Below are 15,983 nucleotides of genomic sequence, written 5' to 3'. Positions count from 1 at the left end.
TTTTAATTTTAAACCCTTATGCGTGATAAATCTCACAACATAAATGCTTATATAATTTTACACTATAGTATGTAAGTTAATGGGAGGTTTTCTTTTTGAAAAATCGTGATTATAATAAAAACCCATTTATTGTAATATGGGAGTTAACAAGAGCATGTGAATTAAAATGTATTCATTGTCGTGCTGAAGCTCAGCATTATCGTGATCCTTTTGAGTTAACGTTAGATGAAGGAAAAAAACTAATTGATGATATATATGAAATGGATAATCCAATGCTGGTTTTTACTGGTGGGGATCCATTAATGCGTTCAGATATATATGATATTGCGGAATACGCGGTGAAGAAAGGTATTCGGGTATCCATGACGCCCAGTGCTACTCCAATGGTTACTAAAGAAGCCATTAAAAAAGCAAAAGAGGTTGGGATTGCTAGATGGGCATTTAGTATAGATGGACCAACAGCTGAAGTACACGATCATTTTAGAAGAACAGAGGGTTCATTTAAATTAACAATGGATGCGATTCATTATTTAAATGAATTAAAAATCCCTATTCAAATTAATACAGTTGTTTCTAATTATAATTTGAATGTACTTAAAGATATGGCAATTTTAGTAGAAGAATTAGGGTGTGTGTTATGGAGTGTATTTTTCTTAGTTCCAACAGGACGTGGTAAGGAGAAAGACATGATTTCACCAATTCAACATGAAAGAATATTCCGCTGGTTATATCAGCTTAGCAAAACGGTTTCTTTTGATATAAAAACCACAGCTGCTCAGCACTATAGACGCGTTGTTCTTCAACAAAAAATGAAGGGAATTAAAAAAATAGATCAAATTATTCAATATAGGGATGTACTGATGGAAGGGGTGACGGGCGGAATTAATGGATTTGGACGCGCTCCAAAAGGAGTGAATGATGGAAATGGAGTTGTATTTATTTCTCATATCGGAGATGTATATCCAAGCGGGCTATTGCCGATTAAAACTGGGAATATTAGATCAACATCGATAGCAGAAATTTATCGAAACTCTCCTGTCTTTCAAAGTCTTCGTAATCCGGACAAGTATAAAGGAAAGTGCGGTGTTTGTGAGTTTCGATATGTTTGTGGGGGATCACGTTCTAGGGCATATGCAATGACGGGGGATTACATGGAAAGCGAACCTTTTTGTGTATATGTTCCAAAATCATTGCAAAAAAAGTGTAAGAATTGAGCATGAACACTTTTTTTATCCTGTTCTTATGAAATTTTTTTATTGCATATATTAATAAAAAATGAGCAGAAAGTATCTGCTCATAAATATTTGATTAGTGATGACTAATAACCAAAAAAGATTAAGAAATTTATATTTAATTAAAGCCATATTATAATTTTTTTAGTTGTATAATACGCTGATTTGAACTTCCACGAAAAGGAAGTGTCAAATCTCTTTTTTCGATTTCAAATCTTCCATCAACTAAAACATCTCCATAATGCAACAACTCAATCATATCATTGTTTTGTGAATTTTGTATCTCTTCTAATGTATAACCAGTGTAAATCCAGAGGTTTTTGTTTAAACTTTTCACCGCTTTTGCAACTTCTTTGACCTCGATAGCTTGAAAAAATGGATCACCACCTGAAAATGTTACGTCAGTTAGAGGGTTTTTGGATATTTCTTTTATAATTTCTTTCACACTCATCTCGGTACCATTGTAAAGATGCCATGATTTTGTGTTATGGCAACCTAAACAATGATGTGGACAACCGGCAAAAAACACAACTGTCCGTAGCCCTTCACCATCTACTACACTATCATGAATAATATTCATTACCCTCATTTATGTTTCACACGATCTGCTTCTTCACTACGCTTTGCATTATTCCATTTGGACATGTCCCCCACAAGATATCCAGTAATACGGCGAATTCTTTCAATATGATGATCTTCTATATTTCCACAGCTAGGGCACTCATTTTCAATAACTCCAGTATATTCACAACATCTACAACGATCCACCGGATGATTAATTGAACCATATCCTATTTCATACTGTGCCATTGCTTGAACAATCTGTTTTAAAGCCATTTGATTATGTGCTGCCGCCCCATCTAATTCAATATACGTAATATGACCGCCATTGCAAAGAGCATGAAACGGCCCCTCTAAACAGATTTTATTAATTGCTTGAATAGGATAATAAACTGGAATATGAAATGAATTTGTATAGTAATCATGATCGGTTACACCTGTAATAGTTCCAAACTCAGCACGATCCTTTTTGATAAATTTCCCTGATAGTCCCTCGGCAGGAGTTGCAATTAAAGTGAAATTCAAGTGATGTTCTTCTGTTGCTTGGTCCATCTTCTTTCTCATAAAGGTAACAATTTCTTTTCCAAGTCGCCATGAATCTTTATCTTCCCCATGGTGTTTTCCTGTTAAGGCAACCAAGCATTCCGCAAGTCCAATAAAACCAAGGCTCAATGTTCCTTGCTTTAAAATCTCAGTAACTGAATCTTCTGGTTGTAGTTTTTCACCATTGCGCCAAATCCCTTGTGAATATAGGAATTGAAAATCTCTTGCTTTTTTTGTACATTGATATGAATATCTTTCTAGCAATTGACGAATGCCAAGGTTGATATAATGGTTTAATGAATTAAAAAATTTCTCTTTTGAATCATTAATTAAAGCTAATTTTACTAAATTAATAGATGTAAACGATAAATTCCCTCTTCCAATTGCTGTTTCATCGCCATGAATATTAGACATCACACGGGTACGACAGCCCATATAACATACTTCACTTTCAGGGTTCCCATTATAATACGCTGCATTAAATGGCGCATCTAAAAATGAAAAGTTAGGAAACAATCGTTTCGCGGTTGTTTCTAACGCAAGTTCAAATAAATCATAATTCGGATCCTTTTCTTCAAAATTTACGCCTTTTTTTAACTTAAAGATTTGAATGGGGAAAATAGGCGTTTCGCTCTTTCCTAATCCCGCTTGTGTCGCACGTAGTAATTGCTTAATTAATAGCCTTCCTTCTTTTGATGTATCTGTACCGTAGTTAATTGAAATAAACGGAACTTGCCCACCACCACGGCTATGCATGCTATTGGAATTATGAATAAATGCTTCACATGCTTGATATGTATCGTTTTCTGTTTCTTTCCATGCAAACTCCTCAATTTGTTCCTTTGTTAATGGGTAGTCACTTAGCTTTTTCTTATTCTTTTCAAATGTTTTACTCACATAGGGGGCTAAATCTATATCAAACATGGCAAGAGATTGCCCTCCATGCTGCATATTTTGATTGGCTTGAAGAATAATAGACGAGAGTGCTAATGCACTTTTGATATCTTGTGGTTGTCTCATATGACCATGTCCAGTGTGGAACCCATTTTTTAGCAATTGTGCTAAAGGGATTTGTGAACAAGTGGTCGTTCCCGTTGCATAAAAATCTAAATCATGTGGATATAAAATGTTTTGATTAATCGCTTCTTTTACTTGTTTAGAAAGCAAATGTTCCCTTACATAATGTTTTGCACTTTCTGATGCAAAGTTTCCCATCATTCCCATTGGGGATCGACCATCGACATTTGCGTTTTCTTGCATTAAATCTTGATCATTACTCTGTACAATTCTATGAAAAGTTGTCCATAATGTATTTTTTTGTTTTTTTCCTTTGTTTGAGGGGTTCATTTAGCTCACTCCAATTACATATATAGTGTTAACCATTGATAGATGATACTATATATAGTTAAAATGTGCAATGCTACTCATATAAGATGTATATAATTCTTTCTTTTTAAAAGAGATTGAATCTATACATTTTTCGTATTAGCGTGTCTATAAAAAGTGTATAGAGATTGATTGAATTAACTATGTGTAGATATAGGAAATAGATTTCCTTATTTTAGGATAGAGATAGTAGGGGTACTAATAGATATAAAAAAACGAACTGAAGAAAGTTTCACTTTATAAAATAAAAGGTATAAAAATAGAATGCAGTGATTTCACTCACAGTAATTTTTTTAAACATAGTTTATCTTATAAGTGAAGAGTGAGTATGAAAAATTCATTTTATTTTACTATTCGGGATGGGTATTCCCTGAATTGGTGGAGTATGATTACCAGTGGGGGATTCTCTCACTGGTAATGGTATTTATCTAGAAATGTAATGTTATATATGCTACTGATTATAATTCTTAAGTAAAATTTTGAAAAAAAGTTAAATATGAGGTGTGGAAGAATGAAGTTAATTATTCCAAAGCAGCATGGAGCCTGGGGTATGCTGCTTATTCCATTTGTTTTAGGCATTTTAACTGGTAAATGGACTTGGTATCATATACCTCTTTTTTTAGCGTGGTTTTTTGTGTATTTAGCTACGTACCCCTTATTAATGTATGTAAAACAGCCGCGAAAGAAATATTATTTATATTATTTTCTTCTTTATTTTGGTGAGGCTTGTATATGTACGGCTATTGCTCTTAGTTATGAATGGCGTATAGTGTACTTTTCTATTATTATGCTCCCGTTTTTTTGTATAAACATTTATTTTTCTAGTAAAAAAAATGAACGAGCTTTATTAAATGATGTATGTGCAATTATTTTGTTTTGTATAGGGGGAATTATTAGTTATTACTTCACAATGAAAACAGTAGATAAAAACATATTGATAATAGCGACTATAACATTTTTATATTTTATAGGGAGTACGTTTTATGTAAAAACAATGATTCGTGAAAAAAAGAATCCAACGTATCGTATTGTGTCATGGTGGTACCATTTATTACTTGTGATTGTTACGTTTATTTTATCACCATCAATTACCATTATTTTTATCCCGAGTTTGATACGGTCTATAGTACTTTATGGAAGAAATATTTCAATTTTAAAAGTGGGAATTTTAGAGAGTATAAATGCTATTTACGTTTTTATTACAACAATAATAGTATTTAAATATTTTATCTCGTAAAGGCTAATATTGTATTATATTGTTTTATTCAGATTTAATTTGAATTAATTATTACATTAATATCTGCTCTAATACTGAATGTAGAAAGGATTGTATAAATAATGACTTTTTACGAAAAATTAATGCCGTATTATGATGAAATTTTTCCGGCAAATGAAAAACAATTGAATTTTATTGCTTCTTATTTACAAGAGGGAGACTCCGTAATTGATGTAGGTGCGGCAACAGGGAACGTGGCTAATGCATTAGTTGAAAAAGGAATGATTGTCACTGCGATGGAGCCAGAGAAGAAAATGGCTGATAAAATTTCTGAGAAAGCAATACCCCATAAAGGGAAACTTTATGTAAATACACTTAGAATGCAGCAAATAGACGAGGTACCTGGAATATTTGATGGTATTTATTGTATTGGAAATACGTTGGTTCATTTAGACAATGTACAGGAAATTACTGATTTTATTCAAAGTGCTTTTAAAAAACTTAAGAAAAACGGAAAGTTAATAATTCAAATTGTAAACTATGAAAAAGTATTAAATCAAAAACAGTTCATATTTCCAGTAATTAAGAAAGAACACTTCTCATTCAAACGAGATTATGCAATAGAGAGAAAAAAAGTGCGATTTACTGTAACATTAAATACAAGTGGTGAAGAATTCTCAAATAGTATAGAGTTATATCCAATTACAAAAAAACAATTACTTCTGATATTAATAGATTGTGGTTTCGAGTCAGTAGAAACTTACGCTAATTTTGATAAAAAAACATATTCACTTGATGGTCCGGCTCTAGTAATTGTAGCAACAAAATAAATAAAAAAACACCTGAGTAGAGAGTTGTTACTCAGGTGTTTATTTATTTTTTTAAAATGTGATTCTAGTCCTCTTTTAATTATAAAAAGGTTTATATAATTCAGTTGTAAATCAAATCTGATTGAGGAGGAATTGAGTTATATGAGCAAAGAAATTAAGTTAACTAAAGATATATATTGGGTAGGGAAAGTTGATAATAGAGAAGTTCCGTTTCATCGTTTGATCTTAGCAAAAGGAACAACTTATAACGCGTATTTGCTAAAAACGGAAAAGCCAACAGTGATTGATACAGTTGATATAGAGTTTGGAAGAGAGTTTGTAGAATCTTTAAGTAAATTAATTGATCCACAAGAAATTCAATATATCGTAGTGAATCATACAGAACCCGACCATTCAGGGGGATTAGCAGCATTAGCATCAAGAGCTACTAATGCAACAATTGTATGTACAGAAATTGCAGTACCAGAAATACAAGAGATGTATAAGCTGCATAATCGAAAGTTTTTAATAGTAAAAGACGGTGATACATTGGATATTGGCGGAAAAACATTGAAATTTAAAGAAACGCCATATCTTCATACTGAAGAAACGATGATTACCTATTGTGTAGAGGACAAAATTTTATTTCCATGTGATATTTTTAGTACTCATATAGCAAATGATGAGATTTTCAGTGATAAAGCGAATGTAGATATTACAGAAGACTTTATTGGCTATTATAATGCCATTATCCATCCACATAGAAGATATGTAAGAACATTAATAGAAGCTCTAAAAGATTTGGATGTACAAATGATCGCACCATCTCATGGCTACATTTTACGTCAAGATATACAGAAGTATATTAATTTATATGCAAATATGAGTAGAGATACGAATCAAGATAAAAAAGTAACAATTGTGTATACAACAATTAAAAATAATACAAAAAAAGTAGCGAATATTATTAAAGAAACTCTAGAAGCAGATAATATTCATGTAACAGTATTTAACGCTGATAAAGCAAAAAAATTAGAAGTTTTAAAGAGTATTCAAGAAGCTGATGCAGTCTTCATAGGATCTTCAACTAGATATGCAGATATGATTGGTAATTTAGAAGAAATTTTAAAAGAAATGACAGAAAAGAATTTAGAAGGGAAAATTGCAGCTTCATTCGGTTCATATGGTTGGAGTGGAGAGGCAATTGAGGTGATACAAGATTACCTCAATGAAACAAATATGAATGTACAAAGTACATCAAAAGTTATCAAATCTACAGGTATGACTCATGTTGAATTTCCTATTCGGGTTAGATTCTCTCCAAAAGATGAGGGGAAAGTAAAGAAAATCCAACATGCAACAACATTTGTTACAGATTTATTATTGAGTTCTATTTAATAGAAAGTAGAGGTGAAAATATGAAAAAGAATTTTATTATTATTGGGAGTGGTGTAGCCGCTGTGAATGCTGCTAAAACCATCAGAGAGTATGATAAAGAATCAGATATATTCATTTTTGGTGAAGAGCCATCACTACCTTACAAAAGAATTAAATTATCAAAGGATCTGTATTCAGATTTACACAGTGAAAAAGTGTTAATTAAAAAGAAAAAGTGGTATCAAGATAATCATATATCAGTTTTAATAAATACAAAGGTGGTAAAAATTAATACAGATGAGCAATTTATTGTTACATCCAATGAAGCGGTATTTGCTTATCATAAACTATTAATTTGTACAGGAGCAAATAATAGAAGATTAGAGTTAAATGGAATTAACAAAAAAAATATTTTTACTATTAGGGACATGCAAGAAGCAGATGAGTTTAAAGGATATTTAGAAGGAAAAGAGAGTATTGTGACCATTGGTGGGGGTGTACAAGGGTTAGAAACAGCATGGTCTATTCTGAAAGCTGGTATAAAGGTATCCATTGTAGAAGTAGCCCCTTCGTTAATGAGAAGACAATTAGACACAAAATCTTCGCTTCTCTTAAAACGAAAAATTGAAAGTGAAGGAGTAAAGGTGTATTTAAATACTTCTATTGATTCTATTCTCGGGGAAGAATCCGTAACTGGTATAAAGGTGAACGAAAATTATCAAATCAATTGTGATAGTATTGTTTACTCAATTGGCGTTACCCCGAATACCACACTTGTACAGGATACTGCTATTAAATTAAATAGAGGTATTGTTGTGGATGAGAAGATGAGAACAAATATAGAATCCGTATATGCTGCGGGAGATGTTGCAGAAATAAATGATGAGATTGAAGGGTTATGGGCGACTGCAATGGAACAAGGAAGAGTAGCTGGTAGTAACATGGTATCGAAAACTGCTATTTACAAAAAAGAAATTCCAACTACTATTTTTAACGCATTCAATGTATCTTTATTTTCAATTGGATCAGTTAATGAAGAGCAATGTGATACAACAATTGTTGAAGAAGATGGTAAGGAGAAGTATACAAGGTTATTTATTAAGAATAATAAAATAGTGGGTGTGATTTCATTAGAAGGAATTGCTGCATCTATTCCTTACAAATCTGCGATTGAAAAGCAAGTATCATTAGAAGGAATAGATTTAATAAATACCAATATAAGTGAAATAATGAGCAAGTTAAAAGAGAAAATATAAAGCTGTATAGAAAGGAGAGGGAATTATGAAAAAATACATTTGTTTACCATGTGGATATATTTATAACCCGGAGGTAGGAGATCCAGATGAGGATATAGAACCAGGAACAAGTTTCGAGGATTTACCAGAGGACTGGGTTTGTCCTGTTTGCGGAGAAGATAAAAACCATTTTGCACCAATAAATGAATAATAAGAAAAAAACAATGAGAATACTGCATAGTATTCTCATTGTTTTTTCTTATTGAATGTGATTGCGGTCACAGAAATATTTTTTTAAAAAATCTATAATAATTGTGTAACATATATTTATACCGATTCAGCCATTCTCGGTACACTCCATAGGGCCCTGGCGCCACCCTTTCTCCTCAGGGCCCTATTTTCTATGACATATTTAAAATATGTTTATGTAGATATTGTATTACTATTTTTTAAAAAATATAATTGTGATTTGAATCACTGATATTTTTAATAAAAAAATCTACAATAACCTTACGTACCAGTGTATTTTTTATTCTATATTTAAAGTTAGGTGAGAAAATATGGCCAAGCATTATGATCATAAAAATTCAAGGGAACTTTGCCCAAGAAAAGTACTAATTTTTAAAACCCTTTCCGAAGAGGAAATTAGTAATATAGCTTTAATGACAAAACATAAAAAATTTAAGAAAGGCCAGCCATTAATTCTTGAGGGAGATAAATCAGATACATTATTTATTATTAATAGTGGACAAGTAAAGTTATCTACATTAACTCTTCAGGGGAAAGAGCAAATATTGCATATTTTAACAAGTGGTGAATCCTTTTGTGAATTAAATGTATTTAATTATGATGAAAAGAGTAATTTTAGTGCATATGCTATAGAAGATACTCATATCTGTATGCTAAAAAAAGAAAATATGGATTATATAATGGAACGAAATCCAAGTATTGTATTGAAGTTATTAAAAATTGTCACAAAGCGTCTAGCTAAGGTAGAGAATTTAGCGCAAAATTTAGCGACAAACAATCCAGAAGTTAGAATTGCTCATATACTATTGGAGTTTTGTGATAAATATGGTAGAAGTACTGAGGATGGAATACTTATCAATTTGCCATTGACACGAGAAGAATTGGCAAATTATGCAGGGTTAACAAGAGAGACTATTAGTCGTAAATTGAATAAATTTGAAAGTTTAGGACTTGTGGCTTCCGTCGGAAACAAGAAAATTATAATAAAAAATCAATTAGCTATTAGAAGACTTATCAGTCTCTGACAGAAATCACTTACCCAGTGTAAAAAGAAGCATAAGATGGCCGTTACGGCCATCTTATGCTTCTTTTAGTTTACGGCCAACTTATGATTCCAACGATAAACTGTAAATTACTCGTAAAATAGCTTGAAATTATAAAGGTATTAAAAATAAAGATATACTATTTTGGATTAAAATAACTTAATAAAAGAGGTATTTTTGTATTATATCACTTAATATCACTTGATAATTAACTTATTTTAACTTAAAATATCCTTATGGAGGTTACTTATGAATCAAGAAGAACGATTGATACGAGTCCTTAATTATTTAGAAACACATAAAACCATGAATATAAAACAAATGTGTGAAATGTTTCATATCTCACGAGATACTGCAAGAAGAGATATAGTGAAACTTTCCAACAATAAGGCAATAGTTAGAACTTATGGGGGAGTGGCTTTAGCAACTTTTCATAAGAAAATTGATACTTATCAAGAGCGGTCACAGACTGAATTAGAAACAAAAAAATTGATTGGAATGAAAGCTGCAAATTTGATAGCAAATAATGACATGATTTATTTAGACGTTTCAACAACAGTCAACTTTGTAGCACAACATTTGCAATCAAAGAACGTAACTATTGTGACGAATTCGATTGATACTACTTATATGTTAGCTCAATCTGAAGATACGACTATTCACCTTTTGGGAGGAACTTTAAATAAGATTTCTCGACATACTACGGGGACCTCTACCACTGAAAAACTCAAAGATTATCACTTTGACAAGGTGTTCATTGGAACCGCAGGTATTACAGAAGACGGGATATACTATGGTTTTGAAGAAGATATATATTTCAAGCGTGAATTAATAAAACATGCTGATCAAGTTATTTTAGTGGCAGATCACACTAAATGGAATCAGCGACGAAATTATAAGGGTTTAATGCTTGAATCTATAGACACATTCATTACAAATCAAGTTATGTCTAATGATTTATATAACATTTTGAAAGAGAACGGTGTTGAAGTAGTAATTGCAAGTGAAGATTAAAAAATAGGGAGGATTTATTTTGATTACATCTCTTGTTTTTGACGTAGACGGAACAATTTTAGACACAGAAAAAGCAATACTAAAATCCTTACAAAAAGTTTTAAAAGAAGAACTAAAGGAAGATTATGCGTTACAAGATTTAAGATTTGCATTAGGGATTCCTGGAAAAGAAACCTTAAAGAAATTAAAAGTACAAAATATAGACGTTGTTCATCCGAAATGGGCGAAAACTGTACTAGATTTTTCTCATGAAGTCTCCGTATTTGAAGAATTAGAAAACGTTATTAAAGAGTTATCCCTTAGTAAATTAAAGCTTGGTATTGTTACATCAAAAACTAAGCAAGAGTTAATAGATGAGTTCGAGCCATTTGGCTTAAGCGGTCATTTTGAACATACAATTTGTGCGTGTGATACAGATAAGCACAAACCACACCCTGAACCATTATTAGCTTGTTTAAAGAAATTAGATGTTCCTAATAATGAGGCGATATACATTGGAGATTCTATATACGATATGCAATGTGCAAAAAGTGCTGGTGTAAAATTCGCACTCGCTTTATGGGGTTCAAAGATAAAGGAAGGTTTTGAAAAAGCTGACTATGTATTAAATACCCCAAAAGATATTTTGGATTTAATTTAACCAGGCTCAATTCTAATAAAAAAATTATATTACTCATTAAAAAGCCATGCTTAACGTACAAAATTTTTGTCTTGTTGGTGCTATCTTTTAGGTAAAGTTTTTTTGATATTTTAGGCTTTTTAAAACATAAAAGCACCTTAACTCTTGGTAACTTTATGCTTCCAACTGTGGTCGGTTTAAAGCTAAAGTGACACTCAAAATATGAAGGTGGAATTATTATAATTAGTAAGTATTTTTATCATTTTAGCCAAGAAGACTCCTTCCTCAAGGAACGCGAAGTGAGTAAGTGGGAGATGAATAGGCTTCGGACAAGGGATGGCAGTAAGCCATCTTAATTGTTCGACATACATAAATTGTTACCAAAGCTTGAAGTGGGAGCTTCTTAGTTCCACGATGAAAGTAACCTTTCGTTTCCCTGAGTGTTACTTAGAGGTGTACCACCCTTAGATGCCAAACTGAAATTCATCTCCAACCTACCGCCGGGCTATCGTTCTTCACACGTTTGAGGAAGGAGAATGCTTTCAAAAAATTCGTTGGAATTGTTTTAGTTTATAAAATATAAAAATCGCTATATAATGATTTTGATTTGCATGAAGGACACACCTGTACCATTTCAGCGGTACAGGTGTGTCCTTTTTATAGTTAGTAAGGAAGAGAATTAATTATAAATATATGAGTTCCTATATTAATTATGTAATTATTATATAATAATTACATAATTAATATCCGGTAATTTTAAGTCTATCTCAACTACAAACTACAAATCAAGGTGTTTTTTAGGGAATGATGGTTAGGGCTTGTCTACCTAATTGAACCCATGCTTCCTCAAAATCTTTCTTATCAATTTTTTTATTTTTTTCCGTATCTAATGGGTCATTAATATATACATATTGTTCGGTGTGTCCAGTTAATAAAACACTATGTTGACGGTATGTAACCTGCCTCTCACCCGTATTTGTTTTCCAAGTACGAAACTCATAATCAGGTAGTTTGCGGAAGCTTGCGTTTGTTAAAATCCAAACAGGGTGTTCTTTGTCAATTGCTTTATATAAATTTTCGGGACTACTTCCAGTTAAATCTATAATACAATTCTCTGATATGTATAATTTAGCTAACTCTAAAATCGGCTTAATATGCACACCTAAACCAGGCATATCTATGTCATACATATTTTCGACAAATCCTTCGTCCATATTTCCCATTAATCCATTGTTTTGAAAAGGGACATATTTAATATTTTTAGCTAATTCTAATTTATCAACGGATAGACCATTAAAATTTAGAAGCATTGCTAAACTTGTAACTTCGCATCCACGTTCTAATTCTGGAGTTTGTAGAATTAAAGGGACTTCTAAAGGATTGTTCTTTTTAGAATATGAAGTTTTTTTATCGAGTTTAACAAGTTTGTCCATCCCATATATTGTATTTTTAGCGCTATTATTTTCACCTTTAAGCACTATAGTTAATATATATAATACGATGCAGAAAATAATTAAAATATATATTTTTTTGTGTCGTTGCATTTTAGTATGTCTCCTTATTCAAATTGACATTTTAATTTAGTACATAATAGGATTGTGAAATATTTCAATATTGAAGTAATCCCTTTAATACGTTTTCAAAGGATTAAAACTCTTCTTAAACAATTATTAAGAAGAGTTTTTTTATAGATAAAAGTTATAATGAACTAGTTTTAATTAACTAAAGAATTACGCAAAAAGAGTGCTTTTCTGTATATTTGTTATATGCTCGGCTAATACAGTGGCTTGTGTATGGAGGGGGGCTGGAAATCCCAATGTAATACCATTGTGTTCAGTGCATTCACCCACTGCATAAATTAATTTATCATTTGTTTGCATATACTTATTAACAACTATGCCACGGTTAACATGTAAACCAGCCTTTTCTGCTAAATGTGTATTAGGTCGCCTACCAATAGGTATTACAATTAAATCGTATTTAATAATAGTGCCATCTTCGAATTGAATCCCCTCTGCGTATTCTGTACCTAGGATTTTAACCGTGTTTTTTTCCATGAAAAATTGAATCCCTTTTGCTTTTAGCTTGTTACGTAGTAATGAACAATCCAGGATATCTTGATTTGCCATTAAGTGTGAAATGAAATGAACAACGTGGACGTCTATTCCTAAATCAAGTAATTTTTGTGCAATTTTTAGACCGAGCATGCCATTGCCAATAATAATAGCTTTTTTGGAATGCTTCTTAGTACTTAATAGAAATTGGATTTCTTCAGTTGTTTTAAGTTTATTTACTCCAAATAATTGCAGTCCTTTAACGGGAAAAATAAAAGCAGTAGAGCCTGTTGCAATGATGAGTTTATCGTAGAAAACAATACGTCGTTTATCTGTAACAATGACCTCGTCCTCACGATCAATTTCTATTACCTTTTCGCTTGTGAAAAGCTTAATATTATGTTGTTTGTACCAATTATATTTCTTCAGCATTCTATTTTTTATATTTAAGTTTAATGAAATAGTGTTTATCTGATTGTAGAGAGGATAGAGTTCATCACTGAAAATAGAAATGTTATACATATTAGGGTTGTGTATTAAAATTTGTTCAATACAGCGTAAACTAGATACACTATTACCGATTATGACTAAGCGTTTTCGTTTTTTCATATCAAATTCTCCTTTTGTATTGTGAAGTATTGAGCAAGAATTCCCGTTCATATTATAACAATTTTTAAAAAAGAGTGCTTGATATATAGTGTATTTTAAAATATGTCACAATTTATTTTGGAGCGGGTATTGAGAAACAAAGATGTTTCATTAAACTCATAGGTTAGAGACAAGATTTTTTATTTTACTAAGATATTTCGGATAAAAATGTTGAATATGGTAGTTGATAAAAGTTTTTCTTCAATTTTTAAAGAGTAACGTATACAAACACAGTGTAACCTATCATAGTAGGTCTTTCTATGTATATATGTAATTGACTTCTCAATGAATCATAATTACTTTGCAAGTCAGTAAAAGTTAGGGTGAAGTACTTTCCTAACCATAATAAATTAAGACTTGTTATACAGAATTTCTTATTCTTTAACTCTGCATTGAATATGTATTATTCGTGTAGTATGTCCCCTCTAGGCTTTAGCTTATATAGCAGATATCACTACATAATATTTGGATTATTTTGTAAAAATATTGTGTTTGTTTTGTGAACTGTTGAACAAATCCTTGAAAGTAAATATTGAAACAAGTAGTTTATTCTTAGGATAATTTAAAATAAGCAGGAACTAAAGGAGTGTATAATTTTATGTTAGAACAAGGAATAGCTGATGCTATAAAACTTGCACAAAAGAAGAAACAAATATTAGATATAGACCCAATACAATATTTTGTACGCGCGGTACTAGCCGGCATCTATATTGGATTTATTATAGTATTATGTTTTAAATTAGGAGATTTTTTTCATGTTGTAAATTCACCTGCAACATATCTAATTGCTTCTTTGTTTTTTGGAATTGCACTTATATTAATAATATATGGTGGGGCGGAATTATTTACTGGGAATACAATGTATTTTACAATCTCGACTTTACGAAAAAAAACAACAATCCTAGATACTTTTCGAAATTGGGGTGCCTGTTTTTTAGGTAATCTGATAGGTGCAATATTTTTTGCATTATTATTTTATGGTACTGGTATTTTTGATCAAATTGAATATGAACACTTGCTAAATAATGTTGTGGAAGTGAAAATGAATACTCCGACAATACAGTTATTTTTCAAAGCTATTTTATGTAATTGGCTCGTTTGTCTAGCATGCTTTCTTCCTTCTCAAGTAAAAGGGGATACATCAAAAATCATTGTTATGATGTTATTAGTTTTTACATTCTTTTTATCCGGATATGAACATAGCATTGCAAATTTATCGCTATTTGCAATTTCTCTAGTATCGCCACATCCCAATACAATTTCTTTAAGTGGAGCTATTTATAATTTGATTCCAGTTACAATTGGAAATATTATTGGTGGATCTGTATTCGTTGGTATGGTATATCATTATATAACAAAAAATGGCCCTATTCCTGAAGAGGTGGAAGATTTAGTGGAATCTCAATTTGAGGAAAATATTCCATTACAAACACAAATAAAACTTTAAGTTACTAATATAATCATTTCCGTATAAAAATAACACTATTATTTTTATATCAATTGAATCAATATGCGAGAAATACTGATATAATTCGTTTTTAATTGTATTTTTTCTCTTATAAAATATATTGTTTGTCTTTGTAAGACTTAAAAGGGACGGGAAATATACGAAAAACATTCACAATTTATGTGCTGTAAATTTGTTAATATAAAATGCAAGGTCACATGTTGAATATATTACAGCAACCTATAAAAATTTTATTAGGAGGTTTACTAGGAGATTAATTTTAAAAATTCATTCAGGAAAGAGAAGTGTTTTCGGAAAACTATTGGTAAAATGGATAGAAAAATCCTTTGTATAAAAACTTAAATTTGCAGTAATCAGATTTGGATGAAGATAAGGATGTCAATATGAGAAATGATGGTCAGTTAATGGATCCTCTAAATGTAAGCGTTAACAATATTATTTAACTAGATGTATTAACTGAATCTGTTTACAGAATTTTCTTTGATGAAAGTGTAATTAAAAATCTATCTTATTATTTTTTCTTTTATAT

Annotated in this window: 14 protein-coding genes; 10 read left to right on the top strand and 4 right to left on the bottom strand. The window is 31.1% G+C overall.

All coding sequences use genetic code 11. From position 1 onward, the window contains the following. Positions 1 to 95 precede the first annotated feature (95 nt). Positions 96 to 1,214, top strand: coding sequence for a TIGR04053 family radical SAM/SPASM domain-containing protein (locus MHB70_RS29750; RefSeq protein ID WP_097927567.1), 1,119 nt, complete (start codon positions 96 to 98; stop codon positions 1,212 to 1,214). Positions 1,215 to 1,365: 151 nt separating this feature from the next. Here the strand turns inward: MHB70_RS29750 and nrdG are convergent, their stop codons facing one another. Both nrdG and MHB70_RS29740 read right to left on the bottom strand, forming a co-directional pair. Further along, positions 1,366 to 1,821, bottom strand: coding sequence for an anaerobic ribonucleoside-triphosphate reductase activating protein (gene nrdG / locus MHB70_RS29745; RefSeq protein ID WP_061529991.1), 456 nt, complete (start codon positions 1,819 to 1,821; stop codon positions 1,366 to 1,368). After that, entirely contained in the window at positions 1,818 to 3,683 is a 1,866-nt protein-coding gene (locus MHB70_RS29740; protein ID WP_061529990.1) for an anaerobic ribonucleoside triphosphate reductase, read from the bottom strand. The genes nrdG and MHB70_RS29740 overlap by 4 nt, the downstream gene beginning before the upstream one ends. Positions 3,684 to 4,233: 550 nt before the next feature. On the opposite strand from MHB70_RS29740, the gene MHB70_RS29735 reads away from it, so the two are divergent. The 8 genes from MHB70_RS29735 (at position 4,234) to MHB70_RS29700 (ending at position 11,305) form a co-directional block, all read left to right on the top strand. Continuing rightward, a complete protein-coding gene (locus tag MHB70_RS29735; RefSeq protein ID WP_061529989.1) occupies positions 4,234 to 4,959 on the top strand; it encodes a YwiC-like family protein in 726 nt (241 codons plus the stop codon). A 101-nt stretch (positions 4,960 to 5,060) separates the two neighbouring features. Further along, positions 5,061 to 5,768, top strand: a complete 708-nt coding sequence (locus MHB70_RS29730) for a class I SAM-dependent methyltransferase (RefSeq protein WP_061529988.1) — start codon at positions 5,061 to 5,063, stop codon at positions 5,766 to 5,768. 141 nt (positions 5,769 to 5,909) lie between these two features. Then, positions 5,910 to 7,145, top strand: coding sequence for an FprA family A-type flavoprotein (locus MHB70_RS29725; RefSeq protein ID WP_061529987.1), 1,236 nt, complete (start codon positions 5,910 to 5,912; stop codon positions 7,143 to 7,145). 20 nt (positions 7,146 to 7,165) lie between these two features. Continuing rightward, positions 7,166 to 8,380 (top strand): NAD(P)/FAD-dependent oxidoreductase, encoded by a 1,215-nt coding sequence (locus MHB70_RS29720; RefSeq protein ID WP_061529986.1) that lies wholly within the window; start codon positions 7,166 to 7,168, stop codon positions 8,378 to 8,380. Between the two features lie 25 nt (positions 8,381 to 8,405). After that, positions 8,406 to 8,570: a rubredoxin gene (rd, locus tag MHB70_RS29715; RefSeq protein WP_061529985.1), complete on the top strand. Its 165-nt coding sequence runs from the start codon at positions 8,406 to 8,408 to the stop codon at positions 8,568 to 8,570. Positions 8,571 to 8,919: 349 nt separating this feature from the next. Next, the gene (locus MHB70_RS29710) at positions 8,920 to 9,633 is read left to right on the top strand and encodes a Crp/Fnr family transcriptional regulator (protein ID WP_061529984.1); all 714 of its coding nucleotides are present in this window, start codon (positions 8,920 to 8,922) and stop codon (positions 9,631 to 9,633) included. 267 nt (positions 9,634 to 9,900) lie between these two features. Beyond that, the gene (locus MHB70_RS29705; protein ID WP_061529983.1) at positions 9,901 to 10,665 is read left to right on the top strand and encodes a DeoR/GlpR family DNA-binding transcription regulator; all 765 of its coding nucleotides are present in this window, start codon (positions 9,901 to 9,903) and stop codon (positions 10,663 to 10,665) included. Positions 10,666 to 10,684: 19 nt separating this feature from the next. Further along, a complete protein-coding gene (locus tag MHB70_RS29700) occupies positions 10,685 to 11,305 on the top strand; it encodes an HAD family hydrolase (protein WP_061529982.1) in 621 nt (206 codons plus the stop codon). A gap of 776 nt (positions 11,306 to 12,081) precedes the next feature. On the opposite strand, the gene MHB70_RS29695 is transcribed toward MHB70_RS29700, so the two are convergent. Beyond that, positions 12,082 to 12,828, bottom strand: coding sequence for a C39 family peptidase (locus MHB70_RS29695; protein WP_061529981.1), 747 nt, complete (start codon positions 12,826 to 12,828; stop codon positions 12,082 to 12,084). A gap of 186 nt (positions 12,829 to 13,014) precedes the next feature. After that, positions 13,015 to 13,947, bottom strand: a complete 933-nt coding sequence (locus MHB70_RS29690; protein WP_061529980.1) for an FAD-dependent oxidoreductase — start codon at positions 13,945 to 13,947, stop codon at positions 13,015 to 13,017. A 637-nt stretch (positions 13,948 to 14,584) separates the two neighbouring features. On the opposite strand from MHB70_RS29690, the gene MHB70_RS29685 reads away from it, so the two are divergent. Beyond that, the gene (locus MHB70_RS29685; protein WP_061529979.1) at positions 14,585 to 15,433 is read left to right on the top strand and encodes a formate/nitrite transporter family protein; all 849 of its coding nucleotides are present in this window, start codon (positions 14,585 to 14,587) and stop codon (positions 15,431 to 15,433) included. Positions 15,434 to 15,983 lie beyond the last annotated feature (550 nt).

This window comes from Bacillus sp. FSL M7-1020 (genome assembly GCF_038050415.1).
GTDB lineage: Bacteria > Bacillota > Bacilli > Bacillales > Bacillaceae_G > Bacillus_A > Bacillus_A toyonensis.
The sequence above is the reverse complement of the archived record's forward strand: the minus strand, read 5'-3'. Positions and strand labels throughout refer to the sequence as shown.

Bases quoted from the DNA above. Each gene is read 5' to 3' on its own strand.
- nrdG (WP_061529991.1), bottom strand. From the start codon at position 1,821: ATGAGGGTAATGAATATTATTCATGATAGTGTAGTAGATGGTGAAGGG.
- MHB70_RS29740 (WP_061529990.1), bottom strand. From the start codon at position 3,683: ATGAACCCCTCAAACAAAGGAAAAAAACAAAAAAATACATTATGGACA.
- MHB70_RS29735 (WP_061529989.1), top strand. From the start codon at position 4,234: ATGAAGTTAATTATTCCAAAGCAGCATGGAGCCTGGGGTATGCTGCTT.
- MHB70_RS29730 (WP_061529988.1), top strand. From the start codon at position 5,061: ATGACTTTTTACGAAAAATTAATGCCGTATTATGATGAAATTTTTCCG.
- MHB70_RS29725 (WP_061529987.1), top strand. From the start codon at position 5,910: ATGAGCAAAGAAATTAAGTTAACTAAAGATATATATTGGGTAGGGAAA.
- MHB70_RS29720 (WP_061529986.1), top strand. From the start codon at position 7,166: ATGAAAAAGAATTTTATTATTATTGGGAGTGGTGTAGCCGCTGTGAAT.
- rd (WP_061529985.1), top strand. From the start codon at position 8,406: ATGAAAAAATACATTTGTTTACCATGTGGATATATTTATAACCCGGAG.
- MHB70_RS29710 (WP_061529984.1), top strand. From the start codon at position 8,920: ATGGCCAAGCATTATGATCATAAAAATTCAAGGGAACTTTGCCCAAGA.
- MHB70_RS29705 (WP_061529983.1), top strand. From the start codon at position 9,901: ATGAATCAAGAAGAACGATTGATACGAGTCCTTAATTATTTAGAAACA.
- MHB70_RS29695 (WP_061529981.1), bottom strand. From the start codon at position 12,828: ATGCAACGACACAAAAAAATATATATTTTAATTATTTTCTGCATCGTA.
- MHB70_RS29690 (WP_061529980.1), bottom strand. From the start codon at position 13,947: ATGAAAAAACGAAAACGCTTAGTCATAATCGGTAATAGTGTATCTAGT.
- MHB70_RS29685 (WP_061529979.1), top strand. From the start codon at position 14,585: ATGTTAGAACAAGGAATAGCTGATGCTATAAAACTTGCACAAAAGAAG.